This window comes from Pseudoalteromonas sp. P1-9 (assembly GCF_001399975.1).
GTDB lineage: Bacteria > Pseudomonadota > Gammaproteobacteria > Enterobacterales > Alteromonadaceae > Pseudoalteromonas.
The window spans coordinates 40,077-59,012 of the sequence record NZ_LKBD01000029.1 but is presented as its reverse complement, the minus strand read 5'-3'; the positions used below and the strand labels follow the sequence as shown (position 1 = coordinate 59,012).

The following is an 18,936-nucleotide window of genomic DNA, read 5'->3' as shown; positions in this document are numbered from 1 at the left end:
TAGTTTTAACAAAGTTGATAACTAGTTGCCAGTATTATTAAAAATACATGTGGTTAATTTTTTGAGAAAGATAAAAGTGCGCAATTTGCGCATTTTCTTGAATATGGGGGAAAGGTTTAGATTCAGAGGCTGAAAAGTAAGGGTTTAAAAAATCTAAACGTCCGTTACTCGCTCAATTGCGACATTGAAGAATGGCGATCGGAGTAGGCCTTACATTTTGATCTTTGACACACGATGTTTTTATATCATTTTTTTAAAGTGCTAGCGGTGTTAATGATTCGTCCTTGAAGCTTAGTTCCATCGGTCATCCCTGACCTCACTTCTTCAAGCTGCGAAGCATAGATGATTCTAGGCTTCCTGCCTTTCACCCTTCGGGCCAGCTCTGCTGTTCAAAAATATTCCATATATTTTTGTCGGTCTTTTGTCACCCCTTTAATCAAACCTGAAAGCATCATTAAAATGAATAATGCGAAACAGGGAGCGAAGCGGTGGAGCAAGCTATGCTAAGGCATGGATGCCGCTTCATAGCGTTTATGTTCACATTTAAATGATGTTTGAAGATTAGTTTGATTTAGGGGCACGTTTTTTGGTTTGTTTTTGTCGTGTAACAAAAATGAACAAGAGCGCATCATGGATGATGTGAGATAAAATTCAGGGACGAATGTGCTTATCGCTACTTTTTGACTCAGATATCAATAAACTCACGAGATAGCTATAAGTGACTACAGCTATCTCAGTAGTTACTTAACTATGTTTGATAATCGATTGGGACTGCTTGGGTGACAACCTGATTGCGTGCATCAACAATCACCGCGTGATTACGTGCTACTTTAATCCAATCGCTTTTATCACTTGTAAGCGGTTCACTCGTTAAAGGCTCTGAGCTAATGATTACCGTATTTTGCGCTGAATTTCCGTTTAAACTAAAGTCTTTGCCTGCTGCAATTGCCAATTTACCTTGACCATAAAACAATGAAGCGGGTTGGCTTTCGCGGTCGGTTGCAAAACGCGTGGCGACCATAGAGGTGCCATCACTCACTGCTAAGTTAATAAATGCATTGGTGTTTGCATCTGCTTCGCGTCTTATTTGAATAATTTTCTCAATGACACGATATAGCGCCTGAGTTAGATCATCTGTCGACAAATTATCAGCAAATTCAATGGTGTCGAGAAAGAGGGCAAAAATGCACTCAGAATCGGTGTTTCCTTTCACTAAATCAAACGCGCGATTTGATAATTGATTAAGTAAATTGCGCCTAAATTTTGCGAATTGGTCGAGGCGGCCATTATGCATAAAGGTGTATTTTTGATAATTGAATGGGTGGCAATTTGCTTGCGAGACAGGCATACCAACAGATGCGTCACGAACATGGGCAAAAAAGCACTGGCTGCGCACTTTGCTCGCAATTTGTTGCAAGTTTTGATTGCTCCACGCAGGCTCAATGCTGACAAATCGCGCAGGAAAAGGATCGCTGTGAGTGGGGTACCAACTTAAGCCAAATCCATCGCCATTGAGCGGCTTTTTACGCTTTTTCGCGTCTTTACTTTGTTCAATAAGCGAATTCGTTGGCGAAATAACAATATCGTTTAAAGTGACTTCTTCACCTTTATACGCAATAAAACGACACATAAATTTATCCAAAAAAATTTTTTACACTATAGGCGATTTTTAAAAATTTCATACAAAAATATGCACGGTTTACCACTGATTTTCTGTTATCTACAGTAAACGTGAAGGGGAAAGGCTAAAAGATTGTTTTGACGGTGTTTAAGGGCATTAAAATATGGTGTTTAAAACTCAGTTTATACAAATTTTTTTCACTTGTATTTACTAAAATGGCTGGTTAGTTTGTGTTTAACTTATTCTTTTTATAGTGTGTTTTATGCGACTTATTTCTTCCTTTGCAATTTGTTTAACGTTATCGAGTTTCGCTTCTGTTGCTGGTGATTTTTACCCCAATAACGCGCAGCATGCGGTTAGTTTGAGCTTTGACGATGCGCGCCGCTCCCAAGCTGATGTTGGGCTGCCAATCTTAGATAAACATAACGTTAAGGGCACGTTTTACTTGATGCCAGTGCAAATGAAAGGCAAAGAAGCTAAGTGGCAAGCCGCCGCTAAAGCAGGGCACGAAATTGCTAATCACAGTGCTAGCCATTTATGTACGGGCAATTTTCGCTGGTTACGGGAAAAGAACAAAGGGCTAGAACAAGTTGATTTGCCATTTATCGAAAAAGATATTGAAACGGCGCAACAGCAAATTGAGCAAATTACAGGTGTGGCTCCAGTGGGTTATGCCTATCCGTGTGGTCATAAATTTGTCGGTCGTGGTGAATCAGTACAAAGCTATGTGCCGCTGATCGCTAAGTCATTTGAATATGGCAGAACATGGAATGATGAAACAGCAAATGACCCGCATTATTATGATGCTGCACAAATCCGCGCGTTTGATATCGATAATAAATCATTTGAAGAAATAAAGGCGATTATCGAGCGGGCTAAATTTGATGATGCGTGGATAGTACTTGCCGGTCACGAAGTTGGTGATAGAGCGCTTTACACTATCGATAGCAAGGCATTAGAGCAGTTAATCGTATATTTAAAAGATCCTAAAAACGGTTTTTGGCTAGCGCCCGTTGCTGAGGTAAATCAGTATATTCAGCAAAAACGTACTCGATAATCGTTACTTTAAACCTAATAGCGCTTGAAGCCTCTTTTTAAGCGCATAACGTAACCTTGGTGAATCGATAGTAAATACGGTTTTTTATTGATAAAGTTCTAAAAAGATTAGCAAAAATAGGTGGTTAGTTAATTTTTTTGACCTTTTTGCTAGTTAACTGCAATTTTTAGTAACACAAGGATAAATATGGATATTGAAGTTTTCCGACCTAAACAGTTCCAAGATATGGCGCGAGATTACAAACTATTTGCCGATGGTAAACAAGTTGCTGTGATTAAACGAGGTAAAACTCAAACCGTGTCGCTGCCTGCGAATACCCAAGTTATTCAAGCAAAAATCGATTGGTGTAGCAGTGCAGAGGTGAAAGTGAGTGAATTAAGTGGCACAAAAATCACTGTTAAAAACCCATTTGCTAACAATATTATTGAAGCAATGTTTTTCGCTTGGTATTACATTTCATTCGGTAAAAACAAGTATTTAACCATCGAAAGCAGCAATTAATTAGTTGAGTAAAAGTCATCTTTCAAAAAAACAATTGTTTTGCTGTTGCGAGTATTGCCATAACCAAGCGCAATAGATCAGCAAATGAACGGCAGTAAGGTAATTTATGAAATTGGAAACCCTTAATAGCAGTCATTGTAAGCAGTTACTCGACTTTGAACTAGAAAATAAAGCGTGGTTTGAATCATTTATTGCACCAAGAGATGCCGATTTTTATTCCAATGTTGGCGTTTCAAAACATATTGCTGCGCTTGAAGCAACAATGCGCGCTAAGCACGGCTATTCTGCTGTATTAATACAAAACGATGTCATTGTGGCGCGCGCTAATTTAAAAGATGTAACAGGTGGCACAGCGTACATCGGCTATCGCGTTGCAAAAAACATGACATCGCAAGGTATTGCCAGTTTATGTGTAGCGCAGCTAATAAAGGTTGCTGCGCAGCAATTTAATTTAAAAACACTGCGTGCACAGGTACTCAATAATAACCCCGCGTCAGAGCGCGTATTGCAGAAGTTTGCTTTTCGAGCTGTAAGTACGCAACCAGATTTTTTACGCTTGAACGGACAAAGTTTGGCGTGCACTGAGTTTAGTGTGTGCCTTAGTGAATTAAATCAGCAGGCGTTAGAGGCAACATCGTCCTTAGCTAAAAGCAAGGTTAGTTGTTAAATGCCGCTCACGACAAAGCTTTTTCGTTGGCAACGTGGGCGGCAAAATAGTGGCTACGATAAAATGCTGTTATGTGGGGCAGTGTGGCCAATTAAATTTGATGTTTATCTATTGAAATTCCCAACGGGCAGTGAAATACCCGCGCATACCGATAAAGTTGCGTCGGGCAAACATTATCGATTGAATATCGTGCTTAAAAAAGCACAACAAGGTGGTGAATTTATATGTGCATCACCGATTTACGACAGTGAGCGTATTAAAGTTTTCCGCCCCGATGCATGTGAACATCGAGTTTCTAAAGTAATTAAAGGTAATCGTTACATATTAAGTATTGGTTGGATTAGAAATAAGTAGTGCTCACGTGAGCCTAGAGCGTGTTGATCTTTGTGGTCTAAATTCTGTTCAAATCCAAAGTGTTTTGATCGCGGCGTTGCTTTGTAGGCCTAGCGGGCTAAGTCAAAAAGCGACAACAAAGAACAAAACGCTTTGGGTTGAACCTATTAGGCAGCGCTTGTTTGGCGTTTATACTGTGTTATCGCTCATTTATGTAAACTAACTACACAGCAATCGCTCTGCCTCGTCTAAATGCCAAACAAACTGCTGCAGAAATAGACAGCAAAGGTCAACACGCTCTAATAAAAATATACTAAAACATGTTATTTAGGGAACTTACATGAAGATTGTTGCTGGGTTATGTGCACTTGCGATGAGTGTTACGACAATTGCGCAAGAGCTGGAACCAACAAAATCAGGATTATTTGATGTTGGTGGATTTAAGCTGTATTTGACCTGTTATGAAAACGATAAACCGACACTCATTATTGAACAAGGTTTTGGTCGTTCAGGCTCCGATGGTGTTTGGCTCGAAAATGTAAAACGCTTACACAGCGATTTTAGTATTTGTTTATACGACCGAGCAGGGTTAGGTAAAAGTGAAAAAGGCCCAGTACCGTTTACTGTTACTGATATGGCAACACGCCTTAACGCGCTGCTGCACAATGCCAATGTTAAATCACCATACTATTTTGCTGGTGGCTCGTACGCTTCTTACATTATCACAGCCTTTAATAATCAGTATGCAGACAAGGTGAAAGGCGCGGTGTTTATCGACCCTCCGCCATTTGGTTACTTTTATACAATGGCAACACGCTGGCCGAAAAATTTTAAAACAGACGATGAAAACTTAGCCCGTTACTATCAATTTGAGCAAAGTGTGCGTGATCCAATGTATAAAAAAGTGCCGGAAAATGTTGACCATATCGCAAGCTATCAATCGCTGGTTAAGTCAGGCGGTTTTGCCAATAAACCGATTATCGTGTTACGCGCTAAGGCATCGGGTGAACGCTACGATCCGCCTTTTGTACCAGATGATATTGCGCTAAAAATGGATACTCTTTACGCAGGCGCTGAACACGACTTTTTGAGGCTTTCGAGTCAAAGCGCAATCGTGTATTCAAAGTCAAACAAGCATCACCTTCATATCGCCGATGCTGACCTTGTAGTCAAAAGTATCAAGCAGCTACTTGAGTAATTATTGTTTTATCGGTTAAACAAAAAAGAGATGGTTCGTGTTTAAGAAAATAACATTTGAAACAGCAACACAGAGTGATGCCAGTAGTCTGTCGGCATTGGTGCTTGATGTATCACAACAATCGATTTTGCCGTATTTGGAATCCAACGGGCAAAACGCGTATGTTGCTAGCATTCAATCAGACATTAATACTGTGCTCGATGGCAGCGAGTATCAAAGCTTTAAAGCGTCGATTAACAATAAACTCATTGGTTTTGCTGCAATGCGAGAGGGCAACTATATAACGCACTTGTTTGTCGATAACCAGTATCAGGCATTTGGCATAGGTAAAGCATTACTTGCACGGCTAATGGCAACGTCACACGCAGACGAAGTAAGTTTAAAAGCATCGTTAAATGCGGTTTCTTTTTATGAGTCTCAAGGTTTTGTGGTAACAGGCTCTCAAATGAGTGTAAATGGAATTCGTTTTGTGCCAATGGTTTGGCAAAATACGCATAGCAAATAACGCTTTTTAAAAACGACATTAGAAAGTGTAAATAAATGGAACTGAAATAACACAGGAAGGTGGTTTATGTTTGAAAAAGTGGCAGTTTATTCTGGGCTTATTGCAACGGTCTGGATTGTGTTAGGTGTGTTTATTGCTGGGCGATATTATGCGGGTTATAACCATGCTAAGCAGTTCTGCAGTGAGCTTGGTGCTGCGGGTTGTCCAACAGAAAAATTGTCTCCCCGTATCAATAATTACCCATTGGGTTTACTTTTTTGCTTTTTTGGCTGGTATTTAATCCAATTACCAAATGTATCTTTGCTAGTCACCGGTGCAGGCTGGTGTGTTATTGCACATGGCCTCGCAACTTGGGTTGCGGGTTATTTCCCGATGGATGCTGACCCTTTTACTGAAAATCCTTCTTTTAACTGCAAAACACACACAGTTGCAGGCATTGTAATGTTGTTGTCGTTATTTGTGGCGCCAGTATTGGTGGCACTTAGCCCAACCAGTGATGTCATTTCACAGCATTTTAAGGTGTTTTCTTGGATTATGGTCGTCGCAGCCGTTGTATTTTTGTTGACTATGACGCGTGCAATTAATCAGCAAACAAACCCAGGCATTCATCAGCGATTATCTTATGGTGCGCAATTAATTTGGCTAACTGGGTTGTCGTTGGTTTTAGCCTAGAACGTGGTTGTTTTCCCCTTAACTTTATGGAAATTAGAAAGGATGTAATGCTATTGAACAAGATTAAAATTGAAACCGAACGCTTAATATTGAAAGCATTGTCAGATGACGATGCCAACTCACTATTTACTATTTTTTCCGACCCGATTGTTATGAAGTACTGGAACACCGAAGCTTGGCGAGAGGTGTCTCAGGCACATGAATTTATAGCGAGTAGCACACAAGCAATGAATGAACGCAGTTCATTAACGTTAGGTGTTTTTTTGAAAGACAGTAACACATTGATTGGTAAGGTCATGCTATTTAGTATCGACAACGAATCTAAACGTGCAGAAATAGGTTTCGGTATAAGTCGTGACTTTTGGGGAAAAGGCATAGTAGCAGAAGCTGCAAATGCGCTGATTGATTATGCTTTCAATAAGTTGAATTTAAGGAGAATTGAAGCTGAAATTGACCCTGACAACAATGCATCAGCAAAAGCATTAACGCGTTTAGGCTTTGTGCAAGAAGGTTTGTTAAGACAGCGTTGGGAAATTAATGGGGTAATTTCAGACTCAGCGATGTATGGCTTACTTGCCAAGGATAAAGCGTACTCACAAACATAACTTAAAAAAGGCGCTTAATGCGCCTTTTTTAACCTTGATTTAGTGTCTTTCGATATTGCTCGAATGGGCGTATTGCATTACTGTTTTGCAAGTAGGTTATGGAAAAATTATCGAGTAATTGTGCATTGATGTTGTCGTAACTCGCGAGATAGTTAAACCCATAGGCGCTTGCTTGATGGCGATCGGTTAAAATTACGATATGCGATATTTTCGCCACATATATCGCCATGTAACAAAGGGCGCATGGTTCACCCGAGGCAATTAATGTGCTGCCCTCAAGACTCAAGCGGCAACATTTTTTCGTTGCGGCTCGAATGGCTTGAATTTCCGCGTGAGCAGTGCAGTCGTAACATTGTGATTCTTGATTCACACCAGTACTTAATATTTCACCTTTTTCATCAAGGATCATGGCTGAAAAAGGTAAACCAGCTTGTGCCACGTTTTTCTCTGCGAGCGAAATTATTGCCCTTATGTGACTTTGATTAAACTGCGCTGGCACGCTGTATTTCCTGTTGTTGCGCGCTTAAAGTCTTTGCCAGCTCGGCTGCATCGTGATGCGCTTTGGTAACGGAATCTTGGTGCCTTTTATCATTGAATTCTTGATACTCAGAGGCAATTTCAAACATCACTTGTACCCCTAAATATTTTGATAAGGTTTGAATATGTGGTGTGAGATGTGAGTGCGCTTCGTTTACCTCGCCTTTACCAAAACCAAACTCGCCACACGAGGTGATCAGCACTAAGGTTTTTCCTCTGAGTAAAGGCCTAAGTGGTTGGTCGCCACGGGCTAAATCAAAATCAAAGGTTTTATTGATGCGAATGATTTGGTCGAACCATGCTTTTAACTGCGCTGGCATGCCGTAATTGTACATCGGCGTTGACATTAAAATGATATCGGCGCGCGTTAGTTCATCAATTAGGGTATCTGATAGTTGTAATTGTTGATGTTGCGCTGCAGTTCTTTTTTCACTTGGCGTAAACACGGCGCCAATCCAATTTTGCGAAATAAAGTGAGGCGGATTTACACCTACATCACGGTAAATATATTCATCTATTGTGTTTTGCTCTGGCCAGCTGTCTAAAAATGTTTTAGCAATGTTTTTAGACAGTGAGTTGTGTGATGGATTATCGTTATCTATCGCTCTAACGCTTGAATCAATGTGTAGTATTGTGGTCATGATGTTTCCTTTAGTAAAAGTGTGCGTTGAATAATGCGTTTCTAGGTGGCTTTGGACAAACGATTTGATATCATTTATAGATGAGTAAAACTTATTTATAGAAAGAGTAGGATTAGGCTTTGCAAGTATCGTTACAAGCGTTAAAAGCATTTGATGCGGCAGCACGTCATGGCAGTTTTAAACTCGCGGCGAGTGAGCTTGCATTAACGCCAACCGCAATTTCGCATCATGTAAGTAAGTTAGAAGCGCGTTTAAATACCCAATTATTTGTGCGTAAAACGCGAAAAATAGAATTAACCGAATTAGGAAAACGTTTAGCACAGGCCACCAATTCAGGTTTTCAAACAATTGCACAGGCGTTAGATGAAATCACCCATATTGGTAAGCTGGTTAATGTAAATACCACATCGTCATTTGCGGCCTCTGTGTTGTTACCGTCGCTCGCGGAGTTCAACGCAAAGCACGGTGATATTGAGGTTGCGATTTCAACGGGAGAGAACGTTGAGCATAATCAATATGCTGTGGCTATTCGTTTAGGCGATAAACGCGTTGTGAATAGCCAAGATATTTTGCAGTGCGATGTATTTAATGTGTATCGCGCAAAATCGGCAGGCGAGCAAAACAACTTAGCCTCGTTAAGTCATATTTATACCTGTAAATGGAAAAATCCCGATTTACCGCCTGTGCCATTAAATGAATGGTGCAAGCAAAATGGGGTAACGCAAACCTTAGCCTTAACCCAGTACGATCAAGAGCTTTTTGCTTTGCAACAGGCCATAGCTCATGGCGGGTACGTGTTTTGCTCACAAACATTAGCCAAAAGTTATGTGGCACGCGGAGAATTGTGTGAGCTAACTACTTTGCCTGTTGCATCTGATCTTTGTTATTACATTCCTAATAAAAGCGCGTTGGCGACGCTTCCCGCTCGCTTGTTTAGTGAGTGGTTAAGTAACCTGTTCTCGAGATAATAAATTACTTTCTAGCAGCTACTTTTACTTATTACTGCGTTAAATTTGTTTGCAATAGGCTCGCTATTGACGCACAAATTTGCCTTGTACCAAGAAAAACTATCAAGCTAGAAGGTATGAAACAACATAGCTCATATATTTCAAATGTTTAGTTAACTTTTTAACCCGAGTTCAGGTTAAGTGACTTGATGTCGGCATAACATTGTACGTTTTTCGCTGCCATTTTTAGTTATTACCGCGTTAGTTAAGAATTTAACGTATGTTTTTGTCGGGTAGTTTAATGCGCTTAGTAACCTTTTTTCAGTTAAAGCGATGTTTGTGGTAATCTTTTTCGGTATTAAGCTTGGCTCTGTTTATCTTTGTGACTAGGGTCTACAGTCTCAATTGTAATGGTTGAAATAATGGATTATCAAACTCTGCCCAAATTGGTTAGACGCGTGCTAAAAATAACGGCAAATGGCAATGCTAGCTTGCCATCAAGACGTCAAATGACCTCCAAATTGTTTGCATTGGTTGCACTTGTGCCCGGTATTGCGAGTGTGGTGATGGCAATTGCATTGCATCAAACAAGCGGACTCGCTTTTATCATTTCGGCTATTTTCTTTTGTGGCATTTCATTGTTGCTATTTGGTCGAAAACGATTATTGGAGTTTGATAGCGCCACGCAACAAGTTTATTTATCAACATCACTTTGGCATTTTTTTCAAAAACGAAGTGCGATAGCACCTTTTAGTGCGCTGACATGCGAATTAACCAGCCTTGGAACCAAAGGACCGTATCAAATAACCATTGCAGAGCAAAACTATGTGTTTGATGACTATCAAGATGCCTACGCTTTGTTGGCGTTTTTGTCTTCGCACTATAAGTTTCCGGTAACAGAAAACATCTCAAATTGGCCTAACAAAACCCCGCTTAGCTTTGACAATAGGCAGACTGCTGATATTACGCCACTTGACCAAACTGAAACACTCAGTAATAAAAGCGATGTGTATATTGAAATATGGGATCGTAAATCAATCATTAGGTTGTCACTGCCGTTTTTCTTTTTTACCGTGCTCGCGGGTTTGATTAAATACGGGGTGCTTTGATGTATTTTAAAAAGCTATCACATGACGAGGCGGTGTATCGTGTCACCGGTATTGCTAAGCTATTATTAAAACTGCTGAGTTTGCTTTTATTACTCGTTGGTATCTTAAGTGTTTTAGGTTCTGACTCAACTAGGTCTTTACCAATTTGGGTATCAGGCTTTTTTTGTTGGCTGGGCTGGATTGGTGTTTTTGGCGGCTATGTTTGTCGTATAAATTTAAGCTCACAAACAATTCAGCTTAAGGCGAGCAACCTATACACCGTTTTTAACCGTGTTTATCATCTCACAGAAATAAAGGGTTTTAGAGCTATGACTGCTCAAGCTGCAACTCAGAGGTACCGTGTTTACATGGTTTTAAACGATGGCACTTATGTTGCGGTGGCAAACCCCAAAGAACGAGGTTTAGCGGTAAACGTGTGTAAAAATATGGCAGAGTTTACTGGTAAACCTTATGAAAATAATTTGCCAGAGTTATAAGGTTTATTGATGCTATGTGTTATACCTAAATAGGTTGATGTAATTTTCGCAATACTGTTTGGAGTCTTCGATTGCGCATAGTCTGTTTGCTGTTTTTATTTTGTTCACCTTTTTTATTTGCTGATTCAATTGATGAGCGATTAAAAGAGGCTGAGGACTATTTAACTGTAAAACCGTCAGAAAGCTATCGCATTCTTCAACAAATAGCACACAGTGACAAGCTAACTGAAAAGCAAAAAATCGAATGGCATTTGTTACAAATGAGAGCGTCTTTGCCGCTAGGAAAGCTCGAGAACTTGATTTCATCTGTCGAAGCTATTTTTAAGTATAAAAATACTAACGGCTTTGCTGATCATGTTACAACAGTAACCAGTGCCTTAGGTATTTGGCTTAGAAGAAACAACTACTTACGCGATGCTGAAATAAGCTTTAAATGCTCCTATGAAAATGCAAAAAATGACCGACTGCGCTTAATCTTAAATAACAGCCTCGCTTTACTCGCGCGCCAAGCAAATGATTTGCCACGGGCAAAATCATTATTTGAATATTCTGCTCGTTTAGCAAAAGCGACAAAAAATACCAATATGATGGCGGTGATAAGTAACAACCAAGGTCTAATCGCACTTGATGAAGGGAAAATAAAAGAGGCTGAACAGCGGTTTAGAGTCGCTTTAGAATATTATCAATCTATAAACAAACGAGCAGGTAATGTTAGGGCTGGTACATATTTACTTTTTACCTTTGTCATTCAAAAAGAGTTAACGAATTATCAGCGATTATACTTACCAACCTATCAACAGGCTGAAGCATTTCCGAACCCTGCGTTAAATGCGCTATTGGAATGGGTAAATGCCTACTTTCTTTTTATTAATAATAATGAGTTGAGTGAAGACATGCGAAATTCACTCGAAGAGCGGTTTTTACAGGTTGAAGATCGGCGAGAAAAAGCATTAATCATAAAGCATTTGGCTGCGCCAATGGGAATATCTCTTGATCTGCCGCCAGAGCCAAATAATACCGCGCGTTTTGAGGCCCCTTGGTTTGTTGAAGTTAAAAACTGCAACTTTAACCCTATTGCAGGCTAAGTTATGGTAGTTTAAAGAAAAACATAACAACAATTGACTATTGTCATCATATTTTCTCGTATTTTGACTATATTTAACTGAGTATAAAAACAAAGAGTCGCTACATCTATGCATCACCTCTCAATTAAAACAAAACTAATAGCGTTTATCTCAATAACCTTGGCTTTGCTGGTTATTACTTTGGTTGCTATCAGTTGGTCTCAATTAAACACTAATAATGATACGCAAAGCGCTAAAGTACAGGACGTATTGCTTGCTGAAATAAACGATAAATTAATGGCTAAAACGCAATTTTATGCCACGGAGATTGCGGGCTACATCAACACAGAATACAAAATTCCATTAACTTTGTCGGGTGGCTTAGCAAACACCGCTGAAAATTCACCGTTATCACGTGATAGCGTCTATCAAATGACACGTGGCGCCCTTGCCAAAAACCCCGATATTTCGTCAATTTATGCGCAATTTGAAGCGAATGGCTATGACCAACGTGACAGTGAATTCACCACCGGATTTACGCACTCAGTGCCAGGTGCAGGGACACTTGAAATATACATTACGCGCGAAAACGACGGCAGTTTACTGCAACACCAAGTTGAAGATGCTGCCGAAAAATATTTACATGCAAAAAATGAATTCGGTTTTCGAGAAAGTGAGTGGTACTTGTGTGCGATGGATTCGCGAAAGCCGTGCATCATGGAGCCGTATCTTTATGAAATTGAACCCGGCAAATCGGAATTGATGACCTCACTGACTGTGCCAATCATTAGTAATAACAAATTTATTGGTTTGGTAGGCAGTGATATTAATTTACCTAAATTCCAGTCGCTTACCGAGAGCATTTCGCAAAGCCTTTACAATGGGCAAGCCAAAGTGACTATTTTAAGTGATATTGGTTTAGTTGTGGGCTCAAGTCATTATAAAAAGCTGGCGCGCCCGTTAAGCGAATCCCTTACCAATGGCGATGCAACAAACATTATGGCTATACGCAAGCGCCAAGATAATATTGAGATTGGTGAGAATTTGGTTTTTTCTATGCCAATCAATATTAAAGCGGCTAATACTACTTGGAGCTTAATTTTAGAATTACCTAAAAACGTCGCACTTGCCAATGCGGTAGCACTAGCGGAAAGCCAGGCTGAAGCAACCGCGTCTGTGGGCCGCACCATGATGCTTATTGGTATTTTGGTATCGGTAATTGCAATTGCGATTTCAATCGTCATTTTACGCACTATTATCCAGCCAATTACCGATATAAAACAACGCATTGAAAACCTAGCGAGCAGTGAAGGTGATTTAACCGTGAACTTAACGGTTACGCAACACGAAGAACTAATTTCGCTGGCGGCTGGCTTTAATATGTTTACGCAAAAACTGCGAACTATGGTTGATGGCTTAAAAGAGTTGGCGGATGACTCGTTTAGTCAATCAGCGAACACATCACAGGCTGCGCAGGAAATAAAAGCCAAAGTAAATATGCAACATATGGAAATAGACAGTGTTGTTACCGCGATTAATGAATTGAGTGCGACCGCAAGCGAAGTCGCCCGCTCATCAGAAAGTGCTGCGATGACCACAAACAATACCAATTTAAAGGTAAAAGAGAGCGAACAAGGTATTGTTGCGGCATCTCACTCGGTTGAAACCATGACTGAATACGTGAGCAGCGCAAAAGAATCAATTGTTGCGGTGGCTCAGCGCAGTAATGATATTACGCATATTCTTGATGTGATCCGCTCGATTGCTGAGCAAACCAACTTACTGGCGCTAAATGCGGCAATTGAGGCAGCGCGTGCCGGTGAACAGGGGCGTGGCTTTGCGGTTGTTGCAGATGAAGTTCGCTCACTCGCATCAAAAACACAAGAATCAACCAACGAGATTAGCCAATTGATCGATAACTTACAAAGTGAGGTTGGCACATCAGAATCAATTATCGAAAAATCAGTATCGCAAGCCAGCGATGCGATGGCGCACTGTGCTAAAGCCGCGTCGCAAATGGGTGAAATGGTGGATGAGCTTGCCCTTATTTCAAATGAGGTAACGCAAATCGCGACAGCAGCGGAAGAGCAAAGTGCAGTAACCGAAGATTTAAGTGCTAACATGACCGGTATTTCTGATGCTGCAGCCGAACTGTCGCAGTTGGCCGATACTGTTGAACAAGCGGCGCAACAACTAACACATTTAGTTGAAGAGAAACACAAACAACTTGGACAATTAAAAACTTAACACGCTTTGGTGTTTGAGTGAAAAGGCGTTAATGAATAAATTAGCGCCTTTTTTTATTTTTAACCTTATACAACGCTTTATCCTCTGCTTTTACCAAATATCACTTAAATTTACCGCTAAGCACAAAGCCAATTTACAGTTCACATATCTGCCTATACTAAACCCATCAACACAACAGGATTAAGACCATGACAACAGCAGATAACACAACATTCGATTTTGACGTTTCACACCTTGTAGAGGGTGGTATCGCAATTTTTGCATTAGGCGCAACCATTGGCACATTAGTGGGTGCAGGTATGGCGAGTGCGGTAGTTATCGGCTCAGTTGCAGCATTAGCGACATACTTAATTCGTCATAAATAACATTTATAATTTTACAGTTACAGTATCTCAACCATAAAAGCACTTGCCTTCAACCAGCAAGTGTTTTTTTATGCGTCTAATGCGTAAATAAGTGCCTGCAAAGGCGTTGCTTGAAGAGCGGTTGGGCAGTAAAGAATATGATGGTTCTCAAAGCCTAATGCTGCATAAAGAGGTAACGTTGCGATACCTTTTTGCGTTATTTGGCTAACTTCTGGGGTTTTTATTAAGCGGATAACTTGACGCTCGCCATATTGTGCAATGCTTGGAATGTAAGGGCGAAGCCGCTTGATTAAGGTATCGAGTAACCATTCATTAATATCGCCGCCTAAAATAATCGTTTGGCTATTAAAAATAGACTCTATTGTATGAATAGCGATGCGCATTGGCTCTTCGGCGCGATTAACCCAACTTTCAAGAAGCTTATTATCGGCAGTTAAACTCGCCAAAAAATCATCGTGCTTTTGATTATCAATATTGAGCGCCGCTTTTAGCGAATTAAGCGATGAAAAGTCATTTAAACGGCCAAGTTCGCCAGTATCGTTATCCGTTTCGGGAGTAACAAATATATCGCCTAGCGCACCGGTTAGGCCGTTTTGGCCAAGCAGTATGTCGCGGTTATAAACAACAGATGATTCAACTCGATTGCCTATATGTACATAAACAAAACTTTGCAGCGTTTGAGCTTCACCAAACAACATTTGGTATGCGGCACACGCCGATGCAGTACTTTCTAACGCAACGGGCAAATTTAGGCTTTCGGCAAGGGCGATTTGGGTTTCTTTTGCTACTTTGTGCGCATCTAAGGCAAAGTTATTACTATCTTGCATGGCAAGACCTACAGCAAGTACCTTGCTACTGTCGATATTTTCAATATTAACTAAGGTGTTAACTAAATAAGTGGCTTTACTCACCAGTTCATTAGGTGAAAATAGCGTAGTTAAGCTATTGATGCAGTCACCATTGAGTTTAAACATACCCACAAACAACTCATTTTCCATAATGCGAATGGCAATCGAATACGCCGCTTTCTCATTAAAACAGAGCATTTTTGAGGGTTTACCGGCACCTTCGGCTTTTTTTATGCCAACTTCAGACACCAGATCATGCTCCAATAAGGTTTCAACCATATTGGTAATTGTTTGTTTGGTCAGATTAGTATTTCGAGCGATCTCAACGCGGGAGATTGGACCCAAAGCAACAATTTGGGACAGGGCTAAGCGTAAATTAAGCGCTTTATTTTGCTTTGCGTTTGATCCTTTCAAAAGAAATGTCCTGCTTTTATCCCAAAATTCAGAAGTTTAAACGATGATATATTGAGTAATGATGGATGTGCAATTATTAACTGGTATTTTTCGCCAGAATTAATTAGTCAAAACATTTGACATAATTAACCATTTGCATAAATATAATACAATCCATTGTATAAAAAGAATTCAAAAATGAAAGAGCAAGGACAGCCAATTTGGCGAAATATTAGGAAATTACAAAAACTAATCCCAATAACCGCGGGATTACTCATCTCTTTCGCCATGCCCACTCTCGCCGATGAACAAAATATCGATTGGCAACAGGCAAAACAAGCAAAATCAATTACGATAAGCAAAGAACAAGCCCAAAAGATTAAACAAAAATCGCTTACAGCAGCTATGGCTTGGCATGGTGCAAGCCCTTGGATAAGCGCAGTATCTCGCGGTGCGAGCGATACTTTTGAAGCGCTTGGCATTAAAGTGGTTGCCAGTACTGATGCACAGTTTGATCCGGCCAAGCAAGTTGCTGACCTTGAAAATATCACCGCGTTAAAACCTAACATTTTGTTATCACTCAGTGTTGATGGCACAAGCACTAAGCAAAGTTATCAAAAAGCCATCAATGCAGGTGCAGAGTTAGTACTGTTAAGCAACCCAATACCAGGCTTTCGCCATGGCAAAGAGTATGTTGGCATTGTAACCGACGATATGTTCGGAATGGGCAAAGCTGCAGCAACAAGTATTCAACAGGCATTTGGAGAGAACGCCAAAATAGGCATGATTTTTCACGATGCAAAGTACTTTATTACCAATAATCGCGATAGCGCATTTCGTAAACAAGTTGCAAGCTTAGCGGGTCATAAAATTGTTGTCGAAAAAGGCTTTGTTAAAGAGCATGAAACAAGTGCAATCGCCGCGGCAATGATTTTGCAACATCCTGATCTGGATGTGATTTATGTATCTTGGGATGCCGCAGCTGAAGGTGTTATTGAGGCACTGCGTTCATTTGGTAATCGCGATATTAAAGTAGTAACACACGACCTTGGCGTTAATAATTTGCTCGATATGGCGATGCAGCGCAACATGCTCGCAACCATATCCGATAGGCCTTATGTTATTGGCGCAACGATGGCTAAGTTAGGTGCATTAGCAACATTAGACCTACCTGCACCGCACTTTACTTTGGTGCCATATGACGCTGTTACGAAAGACAATATTGCTGATATTTGGCAACAAGCATTTAAAGCGCCATTGCCTAAAATGCTTGACCTTGCACTAAAACAATAAGGAAAAATAATGAGTGCCAGTGACTTAACTACCATAGAGACAAAATCGCGCATTGCCGAATTTGTCGCTAAATACGCCTTTAAGCGCGAACTATTTATTTACTATATTTTCGTCGCTGTGTTATTGCTTTTTGCCGTTGTACTGCATGACACCGCATTTTTTAGTTTGACTAATTTTATGAATATTATTCGTCAAACAGCGCCTATTACCGTGATGGCTGTTGGCTTAACATTTGCGCTTGCTGTGGGTCATATCGATTTATCTATTGGCGCCGTGGTTGCATTATCAGCTTTAGTCGGTGCGGTTTTGTTGCAGTATACCGGTATACCATTGGCGGTACTTGGTGCACTGTGCGTCGGCTTGTTTGTCGGTTTAGTGAACGGCTTTTTAATTGAGCGATTACAGGTTTCGTCTTTATTAATCACGCTTGGCACAATGGGTGTTATCACTGGGCTCGCGCGTCAGTTTACCAATTTAGAATCGGTACCCATTATTAATAGTAGCTTCACCGGATTTTTTGGCGCTGGCGAACTATTTGGCATTCCATCGTTATTAATATGGACGGTTATTATTGCAGCTATCGGCTATGTTGCATTAACCAAACTGGCCTTTGGCAGACACCTTTTGGCGGTTGGCGGCAGCCCTAAAGCGGCGCTTGCTATGGGGATTAAGGTAACGCGCATTCGTATTTATGCCTTAGTCATTTCATCTATGGCAGCTGCGCTTGCAGGGCTTTTATATGCGGGCCGTTTACATGGCGCGCGCTATACATTAGGCGAGGCAGATTTACTTACCGTGATTGCTGCAGTTGCCATTGGTGGTACGAGTTTATTTGGCGGGCGCGCTTGTATTATTGGCGCGGTGCTTGGCTCATGGTTAATGGGCTTAATTAATAACGGTTTGATTTTGTCCGGCTTTTCGACCAATGAACAAATGATAGCGCGAGGCCTAATTCTAATTGTTGCCGTGGCGATAGGTGTTAAGGAGATTAAAAATGGTTAGAACAGCATTAGATCAAGTTGCACTGGAATTAAAAGACATTCAAAAGAGCTTTGGCGCGGTAACTGCGCTTAAAAATGTCAGCTTTAAAATCAACAAAGGTGAAGTAGTTGGTTTGCTTGGTGATAACGGTGCAGGTAAATCAACATTGGTGCGCTGTATTTCAGGCATTCACGCGCCCGACAGCGGCAGTATTTTGGTAAATGATAAAACCGTACACATAACCAACCCAGAGCAAGCGCGTGATGCGGGTATTGAAACGGTGTTTCAAGATCTTGCCATGGTGCCAGAGTTTAACATTGCCGATAACCTATTTTTGAACCGTGAAATAAAGCATAAAAACCCTCTGTTACGTGCGCTTGGTTGGCTTGATAAAAAAGCCATGGAAAAGCGCGCCAAAAAAGCGATTAATCGCTTAAACAGTCGTATTCCAAGCTTTCAGGCGCAAATTCAATCACTCTCAGGTGGTCAACGGCAAGCGGTTGCTATTGCTAGAGCGGTCAATTGGGGCGCGGACATTGTCATTATGGATGAACCGACCGCGGCCCTAGGTGTTGAGCAAAGTGCTCAGGTAAATGAATTAATTAATGTGATTAGCTCGCAAGGGGTAGCAGTGCTTCTGATCAGTCACAATATGCAGCATGTGATTGATACCTGCGATAGGGCAGTAGTGCTATATCAAGGGCAATCTGTCGCTGATGTATCTGTTTCAGATGTCACGAAAGAAGACTTAGTCAGTTTAATCACGGGCGCAAAAACAGCACTCGACGTTACTACGTCTAAGGTTGCTTAGCGTGTTTTGGCTTTTGCGCGCATTTTAGCACAAAGCCAAATAGCAAAAGTTTCACTTAACCAATG

The 18,936-nt window shown here is 40.8% G+C and carries 21 protein-coding genes; 17 read left to right on the top strand and 4 right to left on the bottom strand.

Features of this window, described 5'->3' with window-relative positions; genetic code table 11:
* Positions 1 to 748: 748 nt before the first annotated feature.
* A complete protein-coding gene (locus tag AN214_RS16040) occupies positions 749 to 1,630 on the bottom strand; it encodes a class II glutamine amidotransferase (protein ID WP_054980653.1) in 882 nt (293 codons plus the stop codon).
* Positions 1,631 to 1,883: 253 nt separating this feature from the next.
* On the opposite strand from AN214_RS16040, the gene AN214_RS16035 reads away from it, so the two are divergent.
* From AN214_RS16035 to AN214_RS16000, 8 genes are all read left to right on the top strand, one after another.
* Positions 1,884 to 2,678, top strand: coding sequence for a polysaccharide deacetylase family protein (locus AN214_RS16035; protein ID WP_054980652.1), 795 nt, complete (start codon positions 1,884 to 1,886; stop codon positions 2,676 to 2,678).
* 186 nt (positions 2,679 to 2,864) lie between these two features.
* On the top strand, positions 2,865 to 3,179 hold the full coding sequence (locus tag AN214_RS16030) for a hypothetical protein (protein ID WP_054980651.1): 315 nt from the start codon (positions 2,865 to 2,867) through the stop codon (positions 3,177 to 3,179).
* Between the two features lie 106 nt (positions 3,180 to 3,285).
* A complete protein-coding gene (locus AN214_RS16025) occupies positions 3,286 to 3,846 on the top strand; it encodes a GNAT family N-acetyltransferase (protein ID WP_054980650.1) in 561 nt (186 codons plus the stop codon).
* Positions 3,847 to 4,200: a 2OG-Fe(II) oxygenase gene (locus AN214_RS16020; RefSeq protein WP_054980649.1), complete on the top strand. Its 354-nt coding sequence runs from the start codon at positions 3,847 to 3,849 to the stop codon at positions 4,198 to 4,200.
* Positions 4,201 to 4,519: 319 nt separating this feature from the next.
* Complete coding sequence (locus AN214_RS16015) at positions 4,520 to 5,377, top strand: alpha/beta fold hydrolase (protein ID WP_054980648.1); 858 nt, start codon at positions 4,520 to 4,522, stop codon at positions 5,375 to 5,377.
* 37 nt (positions 5,378 to 5,414) lie between these two features.
* Positions 5,415 to 5,882 (top strand): GNAT family N-acetyltransferase, encoded by a 468-nt coding sequence (locus AN214_RS16010; protein ID WP_200911140.1) that lies wholly within the window; start codon positions 5,415 to 5,417, stop codon positions 5,880 to 5,882.
* Between the two features lie 66 nt (positions 5,883 to 5,948).
* The gene (locus AN214_RS16005; RefSeq protein ID WP_054980647.1) at positions 5,949 to 6,554 is read left to right on the top strand and encodes a DUF998 domain-containing protein; all 606 of its coding nucleotides are present in this window, start codon (positions 5,949 to 5,951) and stop codon (positions 6,552 to 6,554) included.
* 47 nt (positions 6,555 to 6,601) lie between these two features.
* Complete coding sequence (locus AN214_RS16000) at positions 6,602 to 7,159, top strand: GNAT family N-acetyltransferase (RefSeq protein ID WP_054980646.1); 558 nt, start codon at positions 6,602 to 6,604, stop codon at positions 7,157 to 7,159.
* A gap of 28 nt (positions 7,160 to 7,187) precedes the next feature.
* Here the strand turns inward: AN214_RS16000 and AN214_RS15995 are convergent, their stop codons facing one another.
* Both AN214_RS15995 and AN214_RS15990 read right to left on the bottom strand, forming a co-directional pair.
* The gene (locus tag AN214_RS15995; RefSeq protein ID WP_152960789.1) at positions 7,188 to 7,658 is read right to left on the bottom strand and encodes a nucleoside deaminase; all 471 of its coding nucleotides are present in this window, start codon (positions 7,656 to 7,658) and stop codon (positions 7,188 to 7,190) included.
* Positions 7,642 to 8,337: an FMN-dependent NADH-azoreductase gene (locus AN214_RS15990; protein WP_054980645.1), complete on the bottom strand. Its 696-nt coding sequence runs from the start codon at positions 8,335 to 8,337 to the stop codon at positions 7,642 to 7,644. The genes AN214_RS15995 and AN214_RS15990 overlap by 17 nt, the downstream gene beginning before the upstream one ends.
* Positions 8,338 to 8,456: 119 nt before the next feature.
* Here AN214_RS15990 and AN214_RS15985 point away from each other — a divergent pair, with 119 nt between their 5' ends.
* The 6 genes from AN214_RS15985 (at position 8,457) to AN214_RS22750 (ending at position 14,545) form a co-directional block, all read left to right on the top strand.
* A complete protein-coding gene (locus AN214_RS15985; protein WP_054980644.1) occupies positions 8,457 to 9,305 on the top strand; it encodes a LysR family transcriptional regulator in 849 nt (282 codons plus the stop codon).
* A 401-nt stretch (positions 9,306 to 9,706) separates the two neighbouring features.
* Positions 9,707 to 10,393 (top strand): hypothetical protein, encoded by a 687-nt coding sequence (locus tag AN214_RS15980; protein WP_054980643.1) that lies wholly within the window; start codon positions 9,707 to 9,709, stop codon positions 10,391 to 10,393.
* Complete coding sequence (locus tag AN214_RS15975) at positions 10,393 to 10,869, top strand: hypothetical protein (protein WP_054980642.1); 477 nt, start codon at positions 10,393 to 10,395, stop codon at positions 10,867 to 10,869. The genes AN214_RS15980 and AN214_RS15975 overlap by 1 nt, the downstream gene beginning before the upstream one ends.
* A gap of 71 nt (positions 10,870 to 10,940) precedes the next feature.
* Positions 10,941 to 11,954, top strand: coding sequence for a tetratricopeptide repeat protein (locus AN214_RS15970; RefSeq protein WP_152960788.1), 1,014 nt, complete (start codon positions 10,941 to 10,943; stop codon positions 11,952 to 11,954).
* A gap of 108 nt (positions 11,955 to 12,062) precedes the next feature.
* Positions 12,063 to 14,180, top strand: coding sequence for a methyl-accepting chemotaxis protein (locus tag AN214_RS15965; protein ID WP_054980640.1), 2,118 nt, complete (start codon positions 12,063 to 12,065; stop codon positions 14,178 to 14,180).
* 188 nt (positions 14,181 to 14,368) lie between these two features.
* A complete protein-coding gene (locus AN214_RS22750) occupies positions 14,369 to 14,545 on the top strand; it encodes a hypothetical protein (protein ID WP_157813591.1) in 177 nt (58 codons plus the stop codon).
* 68 nt (positions 14,546 to 14,613) lie between these two features.
* Here the strand turns inward: AN214_RS22750 and AN214_RS15960 are convergent, their stop codons facing one another.
* Positions 14,614 to 15,807 carry an ROK family transcriptional regulator gene (locus AN214_RS15960; protein WP_054980639.1) on the bottom strand — a complete coding sequence of 398 codons (1,194 nt, stop codon included), beginning with the start codon at positions 15,805 to 15,807 and terminating at the stop codon, positions 14,614 to 14,616.
* 177 nt (positions 15,808 to 15,984) lie between these two features.
* On the opposite strand from AN214_RS15960, the gene AN214_RS15955 reads away from it, so the two are divergent.
* Genes AN214_RS15955 through AN214_RS15945 form a run of 3 tightly spaced genes read left to right on the top strand, consistent with a single transcriptional unit; the run spans position 15,985 to position 18,871 of the window.
* Positions 15,985 to 17,079, top strand: coding sequence for a substrate-binding domain-containing protein (locus AN214_RS15955; RefSeq protein WP_054980638.1), 1,095 nt, complete (start codon positions 15,985 to 15,987; stop codon positions 17,077 to 17,079).
* 9 nt (positions 17,080 to 17,088) lie between these two features.
* Complete coding sequence (locus AN214_RS15950) at positions 17,089 to 18,081, top strand: ABC transporter permease (protein WP_054980637.1); 993 nt, start codon at positions 17,089 to 17,091, stop codon at positions 18,079 to 18,081.
* Positions 18,074 to 18,871, top strand: a complete 798-nt coding sequence (locus AN214_RS15945) for an ATP-binding cassette domain-containing protein (RefSeq protein WP_054980636.1) — start codon at positions 18,074 to 18,076, stop codon at positions 18,869 to 18,871. The genes AN214_RS15950 and AN214_RS15945 overlap by 8 nt, the downstream gene beginning before the upstream one ends.
* Positions 18,872 to 18,936 lie beyond the last annotated feature (65 nt).

Coding starts and splice junctions, on each gene's coding strand:
- AN214_RS16040 (WP_054980653.1), bottom strand. CDS start 1,630: ATGTGTCGTTTTATTGCGTATAAAGGTGAAGAAGTCACTTTAAACGAT.
- AN214_RS16025 (WP_054980650.1), top strand. CDS start 3,286: ATGAAATTGGAAACCCTTAATAGCAGTCATTGTAAGCAGTTACTCGAC.
- AN214_RS16000 (WP_054980646.1), top strand. CDS start 6,602: ATGCTATTGAACAAGATTAAAATTGAAACCGAACGCTTAATATTGAAA.
- AN214_RS15950 (WP_054980637.1), top strand. CDS start 17,089: ATGAGTGCCAGTGACTTAACTACCATAGAGACAAAATCGCGCATTGCC.
- AN214_RS15990 (WP_054980645.1), bottom strand. CDS start 8,337: ATGACCACAATACTACACATTGATTCAAGCGTTAGAGCGATAGATAAC.
- AN214_RS15980 (WP_054980643.1), top strand. CDS start 9,707: ATGGATTATCAAACTCTGCCCAAATTGGTTAGACGCGTGCTAAAAATA.
- AN214_RS15955 (WP_054980638.1), top strand. CDS start 15,985: ATGAAAGAGCAAGGACAGCCAATTTGGCGAAATATTAGGAAATTACAA.
- AN214_RS15975 (WP_054980642.1), top strand. CDS start 10,393: ATGTATTTTAAAAAGCTATCACATGACGAGGCGGTGTATCGTGTCACC.
- AN214_RS16015 (WP_054980648.1), top strand. CDS start 4,520: ATGAAGATTGTTGCTGGGTTATGTGCACTTGCGATGAGTGTTACGACA.
- AN214_RS22750 (WP_157813591.1), top strand. CDS start 14,369: ATGACAACAGCAGATAACACAACATTCGATTTTGACGTTTCACACCTT.
- AN214_RS16020 (WP_054980649.1), top strand. CDS start 3,847: ATGCCGCTCACGACAAAGCTTTTTCGTTGGCAACGTGGGCGGCAAAAT.
- AN214_RS15965 (WP_054980640.1), top strand. CDS start 12,063: ATGCATCACCTCTCAATTAAAACAAAACTAATAGCGTTTATCTCAATA.
- AN214_RS16030 (WP_054980651.1), top strand. CDS start 2,865: ATGGATATTGAAGTTTTCCGACCTAAACAGTTCCAAGATATGGCGCGA.
- AN214_RS15945 (WP_054980636.1), top strand. CDS start 18,074: ATGGTTAGAACAGCATTAGATCAAGTTGCACTGGAATTAAAAGACATT.
- AN214_RS16005 (WP_054980647.1), top strand. CDS start 5,949: ATGTTTGAAAAAGTGGCAGTTTATTCTGGGCTTATTGCAACGGTCTGG.
- AN214_RS16035 (WP_054980652.1), top strand. CDS start 1,884: ATGCGACTTATTTCTTCCTTTGCAATTTGTTTAACGTTATCGAGTTTC.